Origin of the sequence: Streptomyces sp. NBC_00454 (assembly GCF_041434015.1) — a bacterium.
GTDB lineage: Bacteria > Actinomycetota > Actinomycetes > Streptomycetales > Streptomycetaceae > Streptomyces.
On record NZ_CP107907.1, the window covers coordinates 7,581,541 to 7,597,507 of the forward strand.

General features: G+C 69.0%; 17 protein-coding genes. 8 read left to right on the plus strand and 9 right to left on the minus strand.

Annotation, left to right across the window (positions count from 1 at the left end):
* Nucleotides 1-91: 91 nt before the first annotated feature.
* Nucleotides 92-3,016: a hypothetical protein gene (locus tag OHU74_RS34650; protein ID WP_371614211.1), complete on the minus strand. Its 2,925-nt coding sequence runs from the start codon at nucleotides 3,014-3,016 to the stop codon at nucleotides 92-94.
* A gap of 390 nt (nucleotides 3,017-3,406) precedes the next feature.
* A complete protein-coding gene (locus tag OHU74_RS34655) occupies nucleotides 3,407-3,607 on the minus strand; it encodes a hypothetical protein (protein ID WP_371614210.1) in 201 nt (66 codons plus the stop codon).
* A gap of 97 nt (nucleotides 3,608-3,704) precedes the next feature.
* Here OHU74_RS34655 and OHU74_RS34660 point away from each other — a divergent pair, with 97 nt between their 5' ends.
* From OHU74_RS34660 to OHU74_RS34670, 3 genes are all read left to right on the plus strand, one after another.
* Nucleotides 3,705-3,860, plus strand: a complete 156-nt coding sequence (locus tag OHU74_RS34660) for a hypothetical protein (RefSeq protein WP_371614209.1) — start codon at nucleotides 3,705-3,707, stop codon at nucleotides 3,858-3,860.
* Nucleotides 3,861-3,874: 14 nt separating this feature from the next.
* Nucleotides 3,875-4,267, plus strand: a complete 393-nt coding sequence (locus OHU74_RS34665) for a hypothetical protein (RefSeq protein ID WP_371614208.1) — start codon at nucleotides 3,875-3,877, stop codon at nucleotides 4,265-4,267.
* A gap of 898 nt (nucleotides 4,268-5,165) precedes the next feature.
* Nucleotides 5,166-5,519, plus strand: a complete 354-nt coding sequence (locus tag OHU74_RS34670) for a hypothetical protein (protein WP_371614207.1) — start codon at nucleotides 5,166-5,168, stop codon at nucleotides 5,517-5,519.
* A gap of 116 nt (nucleotides 5,520-5,635) precedes the next feature.
* Here OHU74_RS34670 and OHU74_RS34675 read toward each other — a convergent pair whose 3' ends face one another.
* The gene (locus OHU74_RS34675; protein WP_371614206.1) at nucleotides 5,636-6,154 is read right to left on the minus strand and encodes a hypothetical protein; all 519 of its coding nucleotides are present in this window, start codon (nucleotides 6,152-6,154) and stop codon (nucleotides 5,636-5,638) included.
* A gap of 497 nt (nucleotides 6,155-6,651) precedes the next feature.
* Nucleotides 6,652-7,125, minus strand: a complete 474-nt coding sequence (locus tag OHU74_RS34680; protein ID WP_371614205.1) for a hypothetical protein — start codon at nucleotides 7,123-7,125, stop codon at nucleotides 6,652-6,654.
* 450 nt (nucleotides 7,126-7,575) lie between these two features.
* Between OHU74_RS34680 and OHU74_RS34685 the strand changes: the two genes are divergently transcribed.
* Together OHU74_RS34685 and OHU74_RS34690 are read left to right on the plus strand one after the other, a co-directional pair.
* On the plus strand, nucleotides 7,576-8,106 hold the full coding sequence (locus tag OHU74_RS34685; RefSeq protein WP_371614204.1) for a hypothetical protein: 531 nt from the start codon (nucleotides 7,576-7,578) through the stop codon (nucleotides 8,104-8,106).
* A 387-nt stretch (nucleotides 8,107-8,493) separates the two neighbouring features.
* Nucleotides 8,494-8,742, plus strand: a complete 249-nt coding sequence (locus OHU74_RS34690; protein WP_371614203.1) for a hypothetical protein — start codon at nucleotides 8,494-8,496, stop codon at nucleotides 8,740-8,742.
* A gap of 204 nt (nucleotides 8,743-8,946) precedes the next feature.
* On the opposite strand, the gene OHU74_RS34695 is transcribed toward OHU74_RS34690, so the two are convergent.
* Complete coding sequence (locus OHU74_RS34695; protein ID WP_371614202.1) at nucleotides 8,947-9,726, minus strand: TIGR04222 domain-containing membrane protein; 780 nt, start codon at nucleotides 9,724-9,726, stop codon at nucleotides 8,947-8,949.
* A gap of 387 nt (nucleotides 9,727-10,113) precedes the next feature.
* Between OHU74_RS34695 and OHU74_RS34700 the strand changes: the two genes are divergently transcribed.
* Nucleotides 10,114-10,494: a DUF6355 family natural product biosynthesis protein gene (locus tag OHU74_RS34700; RefSeq protein WP_371614201.1), complete on the plus strand. Its 381-nt coding sequence runs from the start codon at nucleotides 10,114-10,116 to the stop codon at nucleotides 10,492-10,494.
* Between the two features lie 86 nt (nucleotides 10,495-10,580).
* On the opposite strand, the gene OHU74_RS34705 is transcribed toward OHU74_RS34700, so the two are convergent.
* Nucleotides 10,581-11,411 carry a hypothetical protein gene (locus tag OHU74_RS34705; RefSeq protein ID WP_371614200.1) on the minus strand — a complete coding sequence of 277 codons (831 nt, stop codon included), beginning with the start codon at nucleotides 11,409-11,411 and terminating at the stop codon, nucleotides 10,581-10,583.
* Nucleotides 11,412-11,490: 79 nt separating this feature from the next.
* Complete coding sequence (locus OHU74_RS34710; RefSeq protein ID WP_371614199.1) at nucleotides 11,491-12,864, minus strand: Fic family protein; 1,374 nt, start codon at nucleotides 12,862-12,864, stop codon at nucleotides 11,491-11,493.
* Nucleotides 12,865-13,283: 419 nt separating this feature from the next.
* Between OHU74_RS34710 and OHU74_RS34715 the strand changes: the two genes are divergently transcribed.
* Both OHU74_RS34715 and OHU74_RS34720 read left to right on the plus strand, forming a co-directional pair.
* Nucleotides 13,284-13,799 (plus strand): RNA polymerase sigma factor, encoded by a 516-nt coding sequence (locus OHU74_RS34715; RefSeq protein ID WP_371614198.1) that lies wholly within the window; start codon nucleotides 13,284-13,286, stop codon nucleotides 13,797-13,799.
* Nucleotides 13,796-14,647: a sigma-70 family RNA polymerase sigma factor gene (locus OHU74_RS34720; protein ID WP_371614197.1), complete on the plus strand. Its 852-nt coding sequence runs from the start codon at nucleotides 13,796-13,798 to the stop codon at nucleotides 14,645-14,647. Before OHU74_RS34715 ends, OHU74_RS34720 begins: the two co-directional genes overlap by 4 nt.
* Here the strand turns inward: OHU74_RS34720 and OHU74_RS34725 are convergent.
* Complete coding sequence (locus OHU74_RS34725) at nucleotides 14,598-15,014, minus strand: hypothetical protein (RefSeq protein WP_371614196.1); 417 nt, start codon at nucleotides 15,012-15,014, stop codon at nucleotides 14,598-14,600. The genes OHU74_RS34720 and OHU74_RS34725 overlap by 50 nt on opposite strands.
* 398 nt (nucleotides 15,015-15,412) lie before the next feature.
* Entirely contained in the window at nucleotides 15,413-15,625 is a 213-nt protein-coding gene (locus tag OHU74_RS34730) for a hypothetical protein (protein ID WP_371614195.1), read from the minus strand.
* Nucleotides 15,626-15,967 lie beyond the last annotated feature (342 nt).

Genomic DNA, 15,967 nt, shown 5'->3' on the forward strand with positions numbered 1-15,967 from the left:
AGGCGTGCCGGATGGCTGGCTGTCGGTGAGGGGGGCCTCGGGCCCGTGGTCGGTGGGGAGCTGACCACGGGCCCGAGGCGGAGGGGCGGGCTCAGAGGCGGAAGGGGTTTCCTCCCTCGGCGGCGATGATGTACCAGGCGGTGGCGCCCGTGTGCAGGGCGGAGTAGTAGATGTCGCCCTCGCCGGTGGTGAGGCCGTCGTTGGAGGCGGCGACCAGTCCGCTGCCGTCGGCGTTGGGCGCCTGGGACTGGGCCAGTTGCAAGGTGTTCAGGAGTGTCGTGGCCTTGGCGGTGTCGCCGGGGGCCTTGCGCGCCTGGTAGGCGGCGAGGAGGTGGGCGGTGCCTTCGAACCACACCTTGGAGGTGTCCGTCCGGCTGAAGCTGACGCCGGTGAACGGTCCGTCGGTGGCGGCGAGGTTCGTGGCGGCCCAGTCGACGGAGGTTGCGTAGGCGGGGTTGAGGGTGGCCAGGTAGCTCCAGGTCTGGATGTCCTCGGGCACGGTGTCGCGGTTCTGTGTGACGCCGTCCAGGCCGGTGCCAGTCCACAGCCGGCCGTCGTCGGCCTGCATGCTCGCGACGAACGCGAAGGCGTTGTCCGAGCGGCTCTTCCACGTCTGGTCGCCGCCGGCCGCGGCGAGCATGGCGAAGAACGCGCCGGTGTCGATGTTGTGCTCGGTGGCCTTCCACCGGATGGGGATCATCTCGGCGCCGGTCTGGTCGTCGTTGCGCATGCCGCCGGTGTAGCCGCCGACGCCGCGGTCGTCGGCGGCGTTCGCCTGGATCCACTCCGCGATCCTGGTCGCGCCGTCCAGGAACCGGTGCTCACCAGTGGCCTTGTACAGCCGGGTGAAGGCCATTCCGGCCCAGGCCATGTTGCCGGTGTAGACGGAGAACCCGCCCACGTAGGGGTTGCCCGTGGCGGTCACGAACGGTTCTGGTTCGTAGGAGGCGCGCAGGCGGCCGTCCGGGACGATGTCGTGGGCCTGCGCGTACAGCAGGGTGTCGCCCAGCGCGATGGCGCGGCTGATGTCGTCGCCGGAGCGGCGTTGCAGGAACGCGGTGATGACCAGGGCGTTGTCGTAGGTGAACGAGGCCTGGTAGCCGGTGGGGCCGAACTCGGTCCCGGGGGAGAAGTGCCCGCCCGTGTAGCTCTGCGGCACCCGCAGGGTCGCGTTGGAGCCGTAGCGGTCCACCGCCTGGCCCAGGAAGGAGTCCGCGCGACTGACCGAGCTGTCCCCGTTGGGAACGGTCACGTGTCCCATGATCGGGAGGAAGCCGTAGGAGTTGTAGCGCCACCTCGTGGCGAGCGAGTTGACCGCTTCCAGAGCGAGGTAGGTGGCGCCTGCGTAGGAGATCGCGGTGTTGGCCAGGAAGAAGCCGTCCGTGGTCCGTATCTGCAGGTCGTCGTACTCCCATGCCTGGGTCTTGCTGCCGTTGACGCACGGCTGACCGTTCGCGATCGCCTTGTAGAGCCCGCCGCCCGTCGGGGCGACGCTGCGGGTCAGGCAGTCGCCGGTGCTGTTGTCGACGATGTGGGATCCACCGGTGATGCCCGAAGGCTCGATTCGCCAGTGTTCGGCAGGAGGGGGCTGGGCGTCGTCCCGCAGTGAGCCCTCACTGATCGATCCGCTGCCGTCGGTGCCCTCGGCAAGGGAGTGCTGGGTCGCGGTGTCGGTGAAGGTGATGTCGCTGAGGTTCGGGAACCCGTTGGTCTCCCAGTAACGCAGGTCGACGGGCTCCCGTTCCCAGTTGACGGGAGGCGCGTTGTTGTACGCGAGCAGCGTGGTGACGCCGCCGCTGGTGAGGGTCATCCCGTCGGCGTTGGTCAGGGCGTGGGTGGTGGGGTTGTAGTTCCAGAGCTGGCTGTTGGCGGGCGCGGCCGCGCAGTCCTTCTGTACGACGCGGTAGGCCGGGGTGAGGGCCAGGACCCCGATGTCCAGGCACTTGTTGGCGTTGACGTTGACCAGCTGGGAGTAGACCCGGCCGTCCATGTCGAAGAGCCGGATGGCCTGCCAGACCTGCCCCAGGGTGTGCGTCCACTGGGACTGCTCGACGGCCGCGTCGATGTCGCGCGATCCGCCGGCCGTTCCGAGCGTCGGAGTTCTTATCTGATACTCGTCGTTGGACGGGGCCCGGAAGCGGTAGGTGAACCCTTGCTCGGCCTGGGCCTGGAACGGAGTGTTGAACTGCACGGGATAGTGGTCGGAGCCCTGGACGGCGATGCGTGTCGCGCCGAATCCGGCCGCCGGCTGGGAACTGGTGACCGCGTAGTCGAGTTCGCTGTTGCGCTGGTTCACCCGGAGGCCCGGGTGCGTGATCTCGTTGCTGCGGCGAAGGTTCCCGTACTGGGGAATCCAGGTGCCCGTTTGGAGGTCGAAGTTGAAGTCGCCGGCGACCGCCCACTCCCCGCCCGGCCCCGTTCCGTTACGGGTGTTGTCGTTGACCGCGGCGATTGCCAGGTCCCGGTCGTTCCCGCCCCCCGACCAGGCGTGGATGCTGTAGTAGACGTCGGCCCCGATCCGCACTCCGATCATGGGGCGGGGCAGGGAGCCGTTGCTCGTGGTGTCGGGCTGGATGACGACCGGTTGCGGCGTCTGTCCGTTGAGCCGCGAATTGCGCACCATGATGCCGACGTTGACGCGTCCGGGTACCCCTGCGGCTCCGTTGCTGTCGGTGATGGCCCAGAAGAGCGAGTAGAATTCACCGCCGATCTCGATGAGGTTCTCATTGACGTCGACCGTGTTATGGACAACGGTATTGGTGAGCCGGTTCGTATAGTCTGCTCGGATTGCTTGCGTGGAGACGGATGTCCCGCTGGGGGCGCTTCCGATTTCCTGGAGAGCCATCACGGCATTGCGGTCGTTGAACGTTCCCGGCGTCCTGAACAGGCCGGGGACCATCTCGGTCCATTTTCTACCGCCGTCGGCGCCCTGCATGTTCCAGGTGCCGAATCTCAGGTTGTTTACTGACGCATTGGCCGGTGGTGCTGCCACGACGACGTGTATGAGTGCGAGCACCAGCGCCATGGCGCAGCCGTAGGCAGCGGCGCGGTAGGAGCGTGGTATTCGCGATGGATCAGCCGACAAGTTGTATCCCCCTTGGTCTGATTATTTAGCAAAGTCAATTCTGCGGGCGCTATCGCGCTCGGGGCCATCAGCCCTCGCTTCGCATGAAGAGGGGCTGATAGTGCCACAGATCGGAGAGGTGGAGATAAATCCCCTGGGGTCGCGGGGCTTCGCGAAAAGTCCGCAGATATCCGTTTCATGATCATCTGGGCCTGAGGGGCCTGAGGGGCCTGAGGGGCCTGAGGGGCTGGAGGGTCGGGGCTGGGCCCGGGCGTCGCGACGGAGCCCCGCCGCGGTGTTGGTGACTCCCGCCGGCTTCAGGTCGCCGATGGCGAGGTTTCGTCAGGCGGCCTTGGGGCGGGGCGCGTTGCCGGTCCACGGGTGGGAGGCGTACCTCGGCGAAGGCGGCGTCTCGCACGCGGTGCAGGCCTCGGTCTTCATGTGATCCTCAACGAGGACGGCGGGTCGGGCGAGGGCGACCTGCTCGCCTCTCAGGCCGGTGACGGCGTAGACGGTCGCGGCGGCGGTACTGCCGCGGTCCATCCCTCGTGCGCGGGGGAGCAGAGGCCGTAAGGCGGCGGCTCGTAAGCTCATAGCGCGTGCCGCCGAACTTCTGCCTCACGAGGGCTTCGAAGCGCCCGTGAAGGACTGCGCGGCCACGATCGCCGTGAGCTTCACCGAGCCCGTCGCCGCCCGGGAAATCCCGCAGCCGGCCCCGGATTGCCAGCTCGACCGCTGGGACTTCTCCGACCTGCTCGCCGACTTCGACACGCGCCTGACCACCGCTCATGCCTGAGCAAGGAGATGAAGTTGACCAGTGAAACCAAGCACCGCCGACGGCCCGACGGCCCCGTGCTACTTCAAAAGGCCGGGATCTTCACGCAGGGCCTCCAGCTCACCTTTGAGCCCGCGGGGTACGAAGAGCCCGTGAGGACTGCCGTGATCGTGTGGCTGAGGAACAACCCCAGTGCGACTCGAGCGACTGTGAACCTTCCTCCGGAGGAGGAAGCGTGGCCCGGCGGCAACAGGAGGCTGTGGCTGTGCTGGGAGTACGACGGACAGGACTGGTCGGCAGGCCGGACCAGGCTCGCCATCGCAGAAGCGGCCGGATACCCCCTGCCGGAGACCGGGTTCACCGGCTGGGATTTCTGGCGCCTTCCCGACGGCCGGATAGTCTCCGCCGCCTACGACGAACTCCGCTGACAGCAGCTCAGTAGCTCAGCAGTCCCGCGGAATTCGTACCCGAGCAGCCGGCCGAGCGGGACTGGACGATGTCCGACCTCCTCGCCCACCTCGACGCCGAGCTCGCCGCCTGACGAATATCCCACCACCCCGGCCGGTGTACGGCCGGCCGGGGCCCCAAAGAGGTCCACATGCGCAGCAAGCGGCGCACGATCCGAAACGGGCAGCGCCCCACAAGCCCGACCGGGGGTACTCGATTTCCAGCAGGTCCAAACCTTGTTGGCGATGACCGCGTCCCTGGAGTGCTCCGCCCATGGCGCAAGAGCCCGTTGTGGCCCGGCGGGTGGCGCGACAGTCGGATCCCGCAGCCGTCTGGCACGTCAAGTCCGCGCCGTGGTGTGGGCGGGCGGCCCGGCGGAGGCTTGCCGTCCCCTCTTCCGGCCATCCCGATCGTGGGGGTTCCCCGCCGGAACCGGAGCTTCGGCATGGCCCGGAGGGGCTCCGTCCGTTGCCGCATGCCGTCGCGCCGATCCGTTCCGGTCAGGCCGCCTACCGTCGTACCGACCGTGCCGTTGGCGCGTGCGGTGACCTGGTCGGGCCGGACCTGCTGCCGTCTCGGAGGGCCCGGCCGAGGAGGCATCTCGAGGTCCCTCCGGGGAGGTTCCGGATCGGCTGTGCGCAGCTCCGCCATCCGGGCCGGGTCCACCGGGCCGACGGCCGATGGGCCGTTCCCGGGGGCGGACGCGGATCCGGACAACGTTCCTCGTTCCTCTCCTACAGGGCCCGTGCCCCGACGTAGGTTCTGTCCCTGCAACCACCCAGTAGGACGTCGAACCCTGTGTCCGGCCATCAGAAGAGGCCGGGCGAAGGGTTCCTTCGGCCTGCCGACGGGCCGCAACAGCACAACGAAAGGGAGTACATGAACAAGCGCGCATTTGCCTTCGTCGCCTCGTCCGTGATCGTGGCGTCCGCCTTCGCGGTCCCGGCCGCGAGCGCGGCTACCACTGGTGCCTCCGGCTGCTGGAGCTCCTCGGTCAGCCGCTCCGAGGGCCACGGCTGGGCCCAGGTCTGCGACTCCGGCAACGGGTCCAGCGTCACGGGCTGGGTCACCGACGACAAGGCCGACGGCCGCTGTCCTTGGATCCGGTTCAACACGACCAGCGGCTACAGCGCCGGCAGCCCGCGCGTCGGCCCCAAGGGCACCACCAAGAACTTCAGCCTCTCCACCTCCTCCCGAATCACCGGCTTCGAGATCCTCTACGACAACTGCTGACGGTGCGGGCGACCGGCTCCGGGCTAGTACCCGGGGCCGGATCGGCCTGTTCCCGTCCCGGGATCGCCGTGAGCGCCGGTGTGCTCCTCACGGATGGTGCGGAGGATGGGGGCATCTCAGCATCCCCGCACACGCGGGGAGCAGATGGCGACGGTGGCCATGTACGTCTGCGCTTCGGGTTCATACCCGGTCGCCTCAATGGACCGCTCGGCGGACGCGTTCGGTGCCTGCGCGACGGACTTCGCCCCTTTCTCGCGCCAACACGGGCCGACCGTCGGCGTCGGCGGCGGCCCGGCTCGGTCCCCGCGTTCCGACAGGAGGGGTCCGGCGCTGCGGAAGCACAGCACACCCCCGAAGTCCTCGTGCACGAAGAGCTCTGAGGGAAGCAGCATCGGATCACGGTGCTCGAACAACTCCGGACGTCGACCGAAGAGCAGGTAGGCCTCACGCAGCGCGGTAGGGAGCGACAGGCCCAGCCGGCCCTCGACCTGCTTGAGCTGGTCCTCACCGACGCCGTCACCATCGGTCAAGGGCGCGTGCCACCCAGCCGCGAAGGCCCGGATGAAGTCCCATGCCTCCGAACGGTCCGATATGCCGTCGTGCACTGCCTCAGCTGCATCGAAGTCGCCCACCATGCGGCGGACCGTACCCGTTCCGCAGATGCGCCGGGAAACGATCACATCCTCCCCGGGAAGGGATCTTGTAGGGGTGTCGTTGCCCTGCTGGCCAGCGGTACTCGTGAACCGCCCGTCACGGCCTCACTGGAGGTCCGGCTGGCGAATGCCGTAGGCAGCGACGTGCTGTCCGTGGCCGTCACTGGCGCCTGGTCCTGCGCGCTGCGCCTGCGGATCGACACCCTCATGTCCGCTCTCGCCTCCGACGTCGAACCCTGAGACTACGGTTGGACTCCCGCCAGGCAGCCTGCGCGCCAAGGCCGAGCTGCCTCCGCTCCCGCGCATCTGACTCGGCAGCAGGGTGCAGCTGCCTGTGGGGCCCGCGGGCGAGGATGTAGTCGCCTCTGCCCGCTGGAGCGACGGCGTACGGCTCGCGTTCGGGCACAGGTTTGGGTCTATGAGGACGATGCTGCGCGCCGGACGGTGGGACGCCGCTCGGGGACGGCGGCCGCCCTCGATCAGCGGTGGTTGGGGCTCAGCCGCGTGGCGGCCGCGGCGATGAAGGCGGCGGATGCTTCCTTGGCCTCGTGCCTCCGGGCGTCCAGCTCGGTCCGGTCGGTGGCCTTGCGCAGTTCGTACGTGGCGTCCGCGGCATGCTGGGCGGGGCCGGCCAGCTCGGGGAACAGGACCTGAAGGCGGATGTGGGGCGCGGTGATGGCCGCCCGGGTGTCGTGGGACCGCGTCTGGGCCTCCAGCTGGTGCTCGGTGCCCGCCTCGGTCAGGGCCAGCCGTTCCCGGTGGAACATCGCCGAGCGGTGCGCGTCCAGGGCCGCCGCGAAGTCGGTCACGGCGCCGAGCTGGTCCTGGCGGTGGCCGTCGGCGCGCTCCTCGGCGCGTGCGGAACGTGCCGAACGGTGCTGGAGGAGTCCGGCGGTCAGGGCACCGGCGAGGGTACCGAGTACGGCAACGATCGAAGGCCATACGGACATCATCTTTGGGTCCTCTCGGGGAGTCGGGGAGTCGGTTTCGGTGGCGGGGCCGACGGACAGCGAGGTACGCGGCGGCGCGCTTTCGGTGGCGGGGTGCCCCCTGCGGCGCTCCGGACCCAGCCTGGCAGTCATGTTTATGGCTAGGGCAGATGTGAAGGGTCCGGAGCCATGATCACTTGCTCTGGGCCGAGCCGACCAGGCCACGGGGCGGCCGGAGGCAAGTACCCGTGCTGCTCCCCGGAACTCCGCCACATTTTTCAGGTCTCTGACGGAGTATTTCCAGCGTTGACCATCAACCGGCGCCGCCAGTAAATGGCCACCGATCTCCGTACCTGACGCTCGGATCGGTCGGTAGGCTACGAGCCGGGGAGCATGATCAACGCTGGGCCGGACTTGCCCTTCACCCCGGAGGTGCCGACGGCCGACCCGCCCGGGGTTGAGGGAGGAGAACCGGTGAAGGGTACGAGCTCCCGCGTCATCCGCATCGCTTCCGCAGCGGCGACGTCCCTGCTGGCCCTGTCGGCCACCGCCTGTGGTGGCAGCAACAGCGGCTCGCCGAAGGACCGTAGCGGAGGGCCGGTCTGGGTAGAGGGCCAAGGTGCCACCGAGGCAGCAGGGTTCATGCGCGTCCAGACGCCGGCCGGCGCCACCGAGGTCAAGGGGGCCCTACGACATGGCTTCCAGGACACCACCTACCTGGTCGCCTTCATCGCACCCACGGCCGACGCCGAAGCGTTCATCGCCGACCTGCGCCCGGAAGAACCCCTGCGGGCCAACACCCCGCGCGACCCCAAGACGTACACGACCGTCACCCCGTGGTCCCACCTCGGACTACCGGAACCGGAAACCGAGCAGAAGGTTCGCACCGCCTCGGTGTGCCCGCCCTGCATCCAGGACGAGCGCAGGTCCACGGTCCAGTCCGTCACCATCTTCGTCCAAGACGTCGGCGACGGCCGTGCACGGGTCTACCTGAAAGCGTTCTGAGGTCCCCCGCAGCAAGACGGGCAGGGAGGTGTGCGGGTACGCGGCCAGGGTGCCCGGCCTCGCGCAGGGCCCCGGCCGAGACGGGCTTCGCCCACGCGGCTTCGGCGAGCCCGGCATGTAAGGGCGTGAGCCACTGCGATGCCGTTTCGCGCCGGAGAGTGCCGGGGGAGGAAGCGGGGTCCCGGGGGCTGCGAAGCCCAATGCAGTTGCTTTTGGTGTGCCGCCGCATGAGCTTGGTGCCACGCCCGCGCGTACTCAGGGCGTATGACGGCGCCCATTAAGGACGAGATCCGCGAAAGAGCAGCTACCGCTGTGAACGCTCATCGGGTGCAGTACGACGAGGCGCAGATGCTGGTCTCGGACAGGGTCCTTGTCTAGGCCCGCACCATGAACGACAGGATCAGCGTCCTCTACGGGTTGCTGCGACGTATCGATGGCGGCGTCGCCCGGCCAGACGACACCATCGAGCAGGCCAGGCGTCAGATGAAGGACCTGTGGCCCCACCTGAGGTCCATGAGGGAGGCCATGCGCGTGGACCTCGGTGTAAGCGGCACGACAAATAGATCGATCATTGAGGCGTCCAATCGACGCCCGCCGACTGCGAGGAGGGCGGTCTCGGGGGCAAGGACGACCTGAGTCGGGTCTCCTCGCCCGCCGGTTGATCTGGGCCTTCTTCGCCGGGTATGAGGGCAGTTGAAACACGGTGGGCCACCCGCACCCGCACCCGCACCCACCGCCGAGGCCTGAGACACATCCAACTCCGACCCGTCCTCATCGACGGATGTCCGGCTGGCACCGACCTCTCACGCACCCCACTGCCTTTGCTTCAGCAGCGCCCTCTCAGAGGCTGCCGTCACCAGAAAGGGCGCTGTGGCCGTACGAGTTGCCCTCGGTTCGTGCGACGGTTTCCCGGGCGGCACGGTCACCGAGCAGACCGGCGCAGACGGCGAACTCAGGCACCAGCAGACGCAGTGCCCGGCGCCCGTGAAGCGCGACAAGGAGTCCGATCTCCTCGGGCCCGGCCGGGGTGTCACCGGGAAGGGGATGCAGGCGGCGCATCTCTCGCAGCAGTCGGTGCCCGGCCAGTGTCCGCACCGGGGCGGACAGGACGGCGAGCGACAGCACGGCGAGCGACAGCACGGCCAGGGGCAGACCCGCCCAGGGGGATTCCTGCACCGCGACGGCTACAGCCGTACTGCCTGTCGCAAGGGCCAGCAGTCCAGCCGCTGCCAGTCGGGCTCGGCCGCATCGCAGGCCACGCTCGGCCAGTTCGGCACGCACCTCCTCCCGAGCCCGCCATACCGCCGGAGCGACGGCGGCATCAGCCAGCGATATCTCCCGGCCCAACACCGTCCACGCGGCTCGGTTCAGCACCGTCACGTTACGTCCGGGGGTGGTGTGCACCACCCGCCGCAGCCGGCCGGACCGGCCGACTTCGATCGCTTCCGCAAGGTGGAGCTCTACGACAGCCACTGTCAGCGCGGCCTTCGAACCACCCCGCACTCCGGCGACATCGACCGCCGTCAGGCCGCCCGCGCGCCCTCTGGGGGGCAACCACCGCAACAGCCCCGCACCGACAAGCCCGACCACCACGCACACGACACCGATCGATCCCACCATGTACCCCCGCCAAACGGACGGCAGACCCCCCCGCGGCCCACCTCCAGAACAATGACACGGCCGGACGACCGCCGCCCAGCAATCAGACCCCCCACTCCGTTCGTACTGCTCACCGCCGGCGAACCGCAGGGGTCGCCGCCTGTCACCACCGACATCACGACGAAAACCTCAGTAACGGCTCGCCTCGCGGCCGGCCGCTGATCAACCAGTGATCGGAGCGGGCAGAAGCAAGCCTTCGGGCGGGTTGTCGAGCACCCCTGAGGTGGCCTGCTGGCCTTCGGCCTTTCGGCCGTACCGAAAGGCACGGCCGAAAGACGCTCGTCTATTCGAGGGGCTTTGTCTGACATCCCTTTTCCAGAACACGTGGTGCCCGATATCCATGGCGACATGACCTTCCTGAGGGCAAGACTCCGCACAACAGCCGCCGTCGCAGCCGCGCTGGCCATCGGCGGCCTGGCATGGGTGCCGACCTCCGCCAGCGCGGGAACGGCCCCAGCCCCGGTCACCCGGACGATCTCCGAGGCCGGTAGGACGACCTCCCTCGCGGGCTGCGGCTGGAACGAGGGCAGGGGCAGTGAGCGGGCCTACTACGAGCACTGCGCCACCGATACAAACGTATGGATCCAGGTCAAGCGGTGGCCCCGGTCCAACTACCACCGCTGCGTCGGACCCGGCCGAACCAACCTGGACTCCGACGCCACCGGCGCCTGGTACGACAGCAACTACCAGGGCGGCCTCTGCTCCCACCCAGGAGATACCGGGTCCTGACGGTTGAATTGATCCCGCCGCCTTGGACGCCGCTTCCCGCACGCCGGTCACTGAGGTGATCCGCAGTGCTGTGACCAGCCCGGGGGTCAGATCGCGGTGGGGATGTGGCGTGTTGCTGCGACCTGGGCCATCGTCCGGAGTTTCGCGAAGTAGGAGGCGCAGTACTCCGAGTTGATCAGGGGGGCGATCTTGTCGAGGTCGGCGATGCATGCCCAGAGGAGGGCAATGCCGTTGTCGTCGAGTCCGCCGTTCAGTTCGGTGTGGACGAGGCCGGCGACGTCGGCGTCCAGGAGGATCAGTTCCACGCCTTCGATGTCCACGCCGCGGAAGCTGTCGGGATACAGCGCGCGCCGGTGTTCCGCCCAGAGCCGGGTGAGTCGGTCTTCGGGCTGAGCTGCAGCGCCCGTGTCGATGGCTGTCCCGGCTTTCGCTTCTGCCGCAGGCGGTGGGCGAAGGAGCAGGGAAACGGTGTCGAAGACGGCACGCACCATCTCGATGGCCTCGAGCGGGCTGTAGGCAGCACTGGTGATGGCGCCCTGTGCGAGCTCTTCGCGCAGCCGTTGGCCGCGGTCGATTCGGGCGGTGAGTTCGGCCGGTATGAGCCCTGTGTCGGTGGCTTGCTCGATCAGGTCCTGGAGCGGCTTGCGGAGGGCAAGGCGCTCGGTGAGGACGTGCTCCAGGGCGAACAGGGAGTGCGTGACGGCGACGGTGGCGAACTCGTACCGGTAGTAGGAGTGCCGGATGAGCTCGCGGGAGGTTTCCATCGTGCTCATGACGTACATCGACGCGCCGGCTGGCAGGACCAGGTCGGCGACCAGGGCGTGCATGCCCTCGTAGTCGGGAACGACGTCGCGGGCACGCGGGTCCAGTACGGGCACAGGGAGCGGGCCGGGCAGCGGCGGCGGCAGGGGGTTCACCGGCGCAGTCTTGTCGCCCGAAGGCCGTCGGTGCCATCGGATTTGCCCGGGGCGGGTGGTGACTCGCCACCTATGTCGTCTACGGGCACCGGGTCGCTGTGCCGTGTCGAGTTTCCGCGAGGTGGCTGTCGATGTACCGGGTGAGGATCAATGCGTCTGCGGGCTCGTCGGCCTGGAAGGTGACGCGGCGCAGCAGGCTGACCCCGTCGAGCGCCACGCCCTCGCGGGCGAGGACGAAGACGAGGGTGAGGAAAGCGGACCTGGCGTTGCCGTCGTCGAAGGGGTGGAAGAAGCAGACGTCGAGATAGGCGCGGGCGGCGCGGGCGGTGAGGGGCAGGGGCCTGGGTGCGTCCTTCGCGCTCTCGGCCAGGCAGGCGTCGAGGCGGGCTCGGGTGTCCGGGCCGATGCCGTAGCGTTCCCGGCCTGCCTTGGCGAAGGCCGGCTGGTCGCGGAACGGCGGGGGCTGCGGTGTGCCGAGGACGTGGTGCTGCCAGCGCTGGAGCAGTTCGAAGTCGAGGGAGGCTCCGCGTGCCGCGTCGGCTCGCAGCAGTTCCAGGGCGGCGAGCAGACCGTTGGCGCGGTCCGGGTCCAGGGCGCCGTCGAAGGTGCGGATGTCCTCCGCGGCGCCGTCGCACGCCGGGGTCACCGGTCCGTCGCCGCCGCCGTCGGGGGCCTCCTGCCAGGACACGGTCTCGCGCACCTCGAGCCATCGCTCGAGGTGGTCCGGTGTGGGCCCGGTGGAAGGTGTGCCGCCGTCGGCCGGCCGGAGCGACAGCGCGAGCCGTTCAGCGACGTCGTCGACCGTTTCCGGCTCGGGGGCGATCCAGCTGTGGAACCGGCCGCCGATCGCCCGCTCGACCAGATCCTCGGCGAGCTCGGGTGCGACGTCCCAGCGGCTGAGGAACCAGGTGAGCACCTGACGGCAGTGTCCGTACCAGCCGCTGCCGCAGCCGGTGCGGTCGGTCACCTGGAGGATCAGGTTGCGGGCGGCGTGCTCCCACAGGGTCCGCTGGTCCGCTACGTCGGCGAGTGCCAGCGGGTACTCCTCGAACCAGCCGGCGAGACTCTCCAGCCACTCACGCCACTCGCACAGCGCCGCAGTGACACGGCCGAGGGTCTCCTCCGGGGTGGTGATGGAGTCCTTTGGGCAGCACCAGTTCCCGACGGGTCCTCCGTCGAAGTCGCCTTCGTCGTGGGCCCAGCGCCAGCCCACGGTCCAGCGACCGTAGTGCTCGGCGAGGGCCTGCGACATGGCGTCCGCCCAGGGCTTGCCCTCGCTCCAGCTCCAGTCGTTCGTCGCCGGGTCGCCTTCGGGGCCCTCGGGGCGGCTGGGCACCCGCTGGGCGGGCCCGAGGGACCTCACCACCTGCGACGCCGAAGCACTGTCGAAGGTATGACGGGCGGGATCCACATCGGCCCAGGTCAGAAAGAGGGGTGCCAGCTCGACAATCACGGCGCAAGCCTGCATGTCTGCCTGGCTGGGGTTCAAGCGGATTACCACGCCGTCGGGGCAGCGGGGCTGACCCCATCGCGCAGCACTGCCTAGACGTTTCCGGCGCCTCTGCACTCAAGAAGGAAGGAACTGCCGGCGCAGGTGGATGAGGGGTGTCATCGTGTCAATCTGGTTGTGGTGGGCCGTAGTTGCCGGGCCGACCGGGCTCGGTGCGCTGTGCGTGGGCGCGTTCGCCTACGGGCACCGGGAGCGGGTACGTGTGAGAGCTGTGGTGTCCGTTGTGCGCGAATTGGGTACTGGGGGTCATGTGCGGTACCGGTCCGCGGATGGACAAGGGCAGGCGGCTACCGAGTGGGAGCTGTTGATCCCGCCGTCCCAGGCTCCTGCGATCCCTTCATCCGATTCCTGCGGGGAGCGTGGTGAGCCCACCTGAGCAGCAGTCGTCGGTCGAGCGGTTCGAGGATCTGTACCGCGCCCACGCTCGCAAGGTCCTGGCTTCCGCCGCGACGGTCTCGCTCGAGTTCGCCGGCGACGCGACCCAGCATGCCTTCGAGGAGGCATGGAAACGTATGTCGCGCCCTGGCGGGCCACCGGTGGACAACTGGGCCGGGTGGCTGCGCCGGACGGCCATCCGCCGCGTGGTCGAGGAGTGCCGTCAGGCCGAGAGGGGCAGCCCATTGGAAGGGGTGGATCCGCCTGCGACAGGACTGCTGTCCGAGGACTGGGCGGTGATCAGGCAGTCGTTCAAGGGCACCCTGCAGCAGATCGCCGCTCTGCCCGATCGGCAGCGTCAGGCCTTGGGACTGTGTTTCCTGGCCGGATTCACCACTCAGGAGACAGCAGAGATCATGGAGGTGACAGTGAGCACGGTACGCAATCTGGTCAGCCAGGCCCGCCGTTCCCTCCACCAGACCGACGGAGAGGGGCGGCCATGACCGGCCCCACCGGCCCCACCAACCCCACCGACCCGGCACGGACGGCGTCCGATGCCGATCCGGCTGTTCTGTCCCACGACCCCGAATCCGACCCTGAGCTCCGTCTCTTGCTCGAAGAAGCCGTGGACCAGGCCGACCAGGCCATCGGGCCCTTCTTCGACGTGGAGGCAGGACTCGACCGACTTCGTTCCCGGATCCCCGAGCAGCTGACCCCACCGCACCCGCAGGACCGCAGCAGCACGGCCCAGGCGATGTTCGGTGAGCTGCGCAGGCTGCCCGACGGTGCGCCGAAGAAGGCCGAACTGCGCAACCAGCTCGTCCGGATGCACCTGCCCCTGGTCGATCACCTGGCGCGGCGCTTCCGCAACCGCGGCGAACCGCTCGACGACCTCACCGAGATCGCCACGATGGGCCTGATCAAGTCGGTGGACCGGTTCGACCCGGAGCGGGGCATCGAGTTCTCGACGTACGCCGTCCCGACCGTCGTAGGCGAGATAAAGCGCCACCTCCGCGACAAGAGCTGGGCGGTACGCGTCCCGAGGCGGCTCCAGGAGCGGCGGCTGACACTGACCAGGGCGACGGTGGAACTCTCACAGCAGCACGGGCGCCCACCCACCGTGCACGAGCTGGCGGAGCAGCTCGGCATCTCGGAGGCAGAGGTCCTTGAGGGCCTGGACGCGGCGAACGCCTACCCCGCGCTGCGTCTGGAGCCGCCGGACACCGATGACGCCTCCTCGGCAGCGGACACGCTCGGGGCGGAGGACGAGGTGTCGGAGAGTGCCGAGTTCCGCGAGTCCCTCAAACCACTCCTGGCGGAGCTGAACCAGAAGCTCCTGGTGGAGGAGTAGAAGGCCGTGCTCCGTTCCGCAGGTGGGTCAGGGAGATGTCGCGCACCCGTACGACCGCCTCCGGCGCGATGCGGGCCAGGACCGGCAGGGCATGGTGCCAGCCGTCGCCCTCCAGGGCCTGCCGTACGAACCGGGCCGCGGCCCGGTCGTCGCCAGGGGTCTGTGGGGAGGCGGCGAGCGCGAGGGCGCGGATCGTGTGGATCAGCGGGTCCGCATCCACCGGGTTCCTGAAGGCGGTCACGCGGACCGGCACCCGGGCCAGGTACCCCGCGACGGCCGTGAACGCGACCGCGCGGTGCGACGGGATCGCCAGCCGGTCGGCGACTCGCCACGCCCCGGTGGTATCGCCGAGCAGCGCATGGAGCACCGTGTGCCCGGCCGTCGGCGGGTGTTCTGGAGTGTGGGCCCAGCCAGCCCGCGAGGTCGGCCGACGGCGACGAGCAGGCGTTCGCGCTCCTCGTCGACGAGCGCCGCCGCCCTGGCCGGCTCGTATGTGGCGATCCCCTCGGGAACGGCGATCCGGGGGATCACCTGCTGGCAGAAGGGACGGCGTCCTGGACGCCGTTCACCAGGCTTCCATCACGGGGACCACAGGGAGTCTTGGGCGAGAGGACAACAACCCCTGCCAGGGCCAGCATCACGGCCCAGTTCGCATTGGGGTGCCCGAGTAGCACTGATGACGCAGACGCTGATCACGCAGCCTCTCCCGGCTACGCTCGCGCAGGAGCGCCCCGCGGCGCGTGGCTGTGGGGCGCCTTGTGGGGTTCAGTCGACTTGCTCCCCGTCGTACATACCGCCCTTGCAGTAATTGCCCGCGTCGTTGACCGCGGCCGTTCCGCCGCCCTGCTTGCACTCAGAAGGGGTGACGACGGATGGGGCACTCTGTGCGGCGGCGGTGGCGGTGGCGGCACCTGTGAGGCCGAGTCCGGCGAGGGCTACCGTGGCGATGACGGCAGCGATAATTCGTCGAATGCGCATGTGGTTCCCCTTTCACGGATTGCCTCGGTTGGGGCACTAGCCAGTTTCTCACCCATGTGGGGGGCACGTCCTGTTGGGCCGTTCGGGTGGCAGGGCGAAAACGGCGGTCGGTGCGGATCCTTGGGCGGGGCGGGGAAGCGAAGGCCGGCCAGCGCGCTCCGCACCATCGCAGTTACTCAGCGCGGCCGCTTCCCCGGGTGCCCAGGACGGGTGGGGGAGAGGATGCGACGCTGGAGTGAGGAGTCCGCGACTGGAGGTCCGAGTGCGTCTCCTCCGGTCCGCGCCCGCTCCTTCGGCCTGGCGACCATGTCCCGGTGCGGATCCACGGAAGCGACGCAGAAG

Excerpts from the sequence above, each read along its gene's own strand:
- OHU74_RS34655 (WP_371614210.1), bottom strand. The coding sequence starts at position 3,607 with ATGGACCGCGGCAGTACCGCCGCCGCGACCGTCTACGCCGTCACCGGC.
- OHU74_RS34670 (WP_371614207.1), top strand. The coding sequence starts at position 5,166 with ATGAACAAGCGCGCATTTGCCTTCGTCGCCTCGTCCGTGATCGTGGCG.
- OHU74_RS34675 (WP_371614206.1), bottom strand. The coding sequence starts at position 6,154 with ATGGTGGGCGACTTCGATGCAGCTGAGGCAGTGCACGACGGCATATCG.
- OHU74_RS34680 (WP_371614205.1), bottom strand. The coding sequence starts at position 7,125 with ATGATGTCCGTATGGCCTTCGATCGTTGCCGTACTCGGTACCCTCGCC.
- OHU74_RS34690 (WP_371614203.1), top strand. The coding sequence starts at position 8,494 with ATGAACGACAGGATCAGCGTCCTCTACGGGTTGCTGCGACGTATCGAT.
- OHU74_RS34695 (WP_371614202.1), bottom strand. The coding sequence starts at position 9,726 with ATGGTGGGATCGATCGGTGTCGTGTGCGTGGTGGTCGGGCTTGTCGGT.
- OHU74_RS34700 (WP_371614201.1), top strand. The coding sequence starts at position 10,114 with ATGACCTTCCTGAGGGCAAGACTCCGCACAACAGCCGCCGTCGCAGCC.
- OHU74_RS34720 (WP_371614197.1), top strand. The coding sequence starts at position 13,796 with ATGACCGGCCCCACCGGCCCCACCAACCCCACCGACCCGGCACGGACG.
- OHU74_RS34730 (WP_371614195.1), bottom strand. The coding sequence starts at position 15,625 with ATGCGCATTCGACGAATTATCGCTGCCGTCATCGCCACGGTAGCCCTC.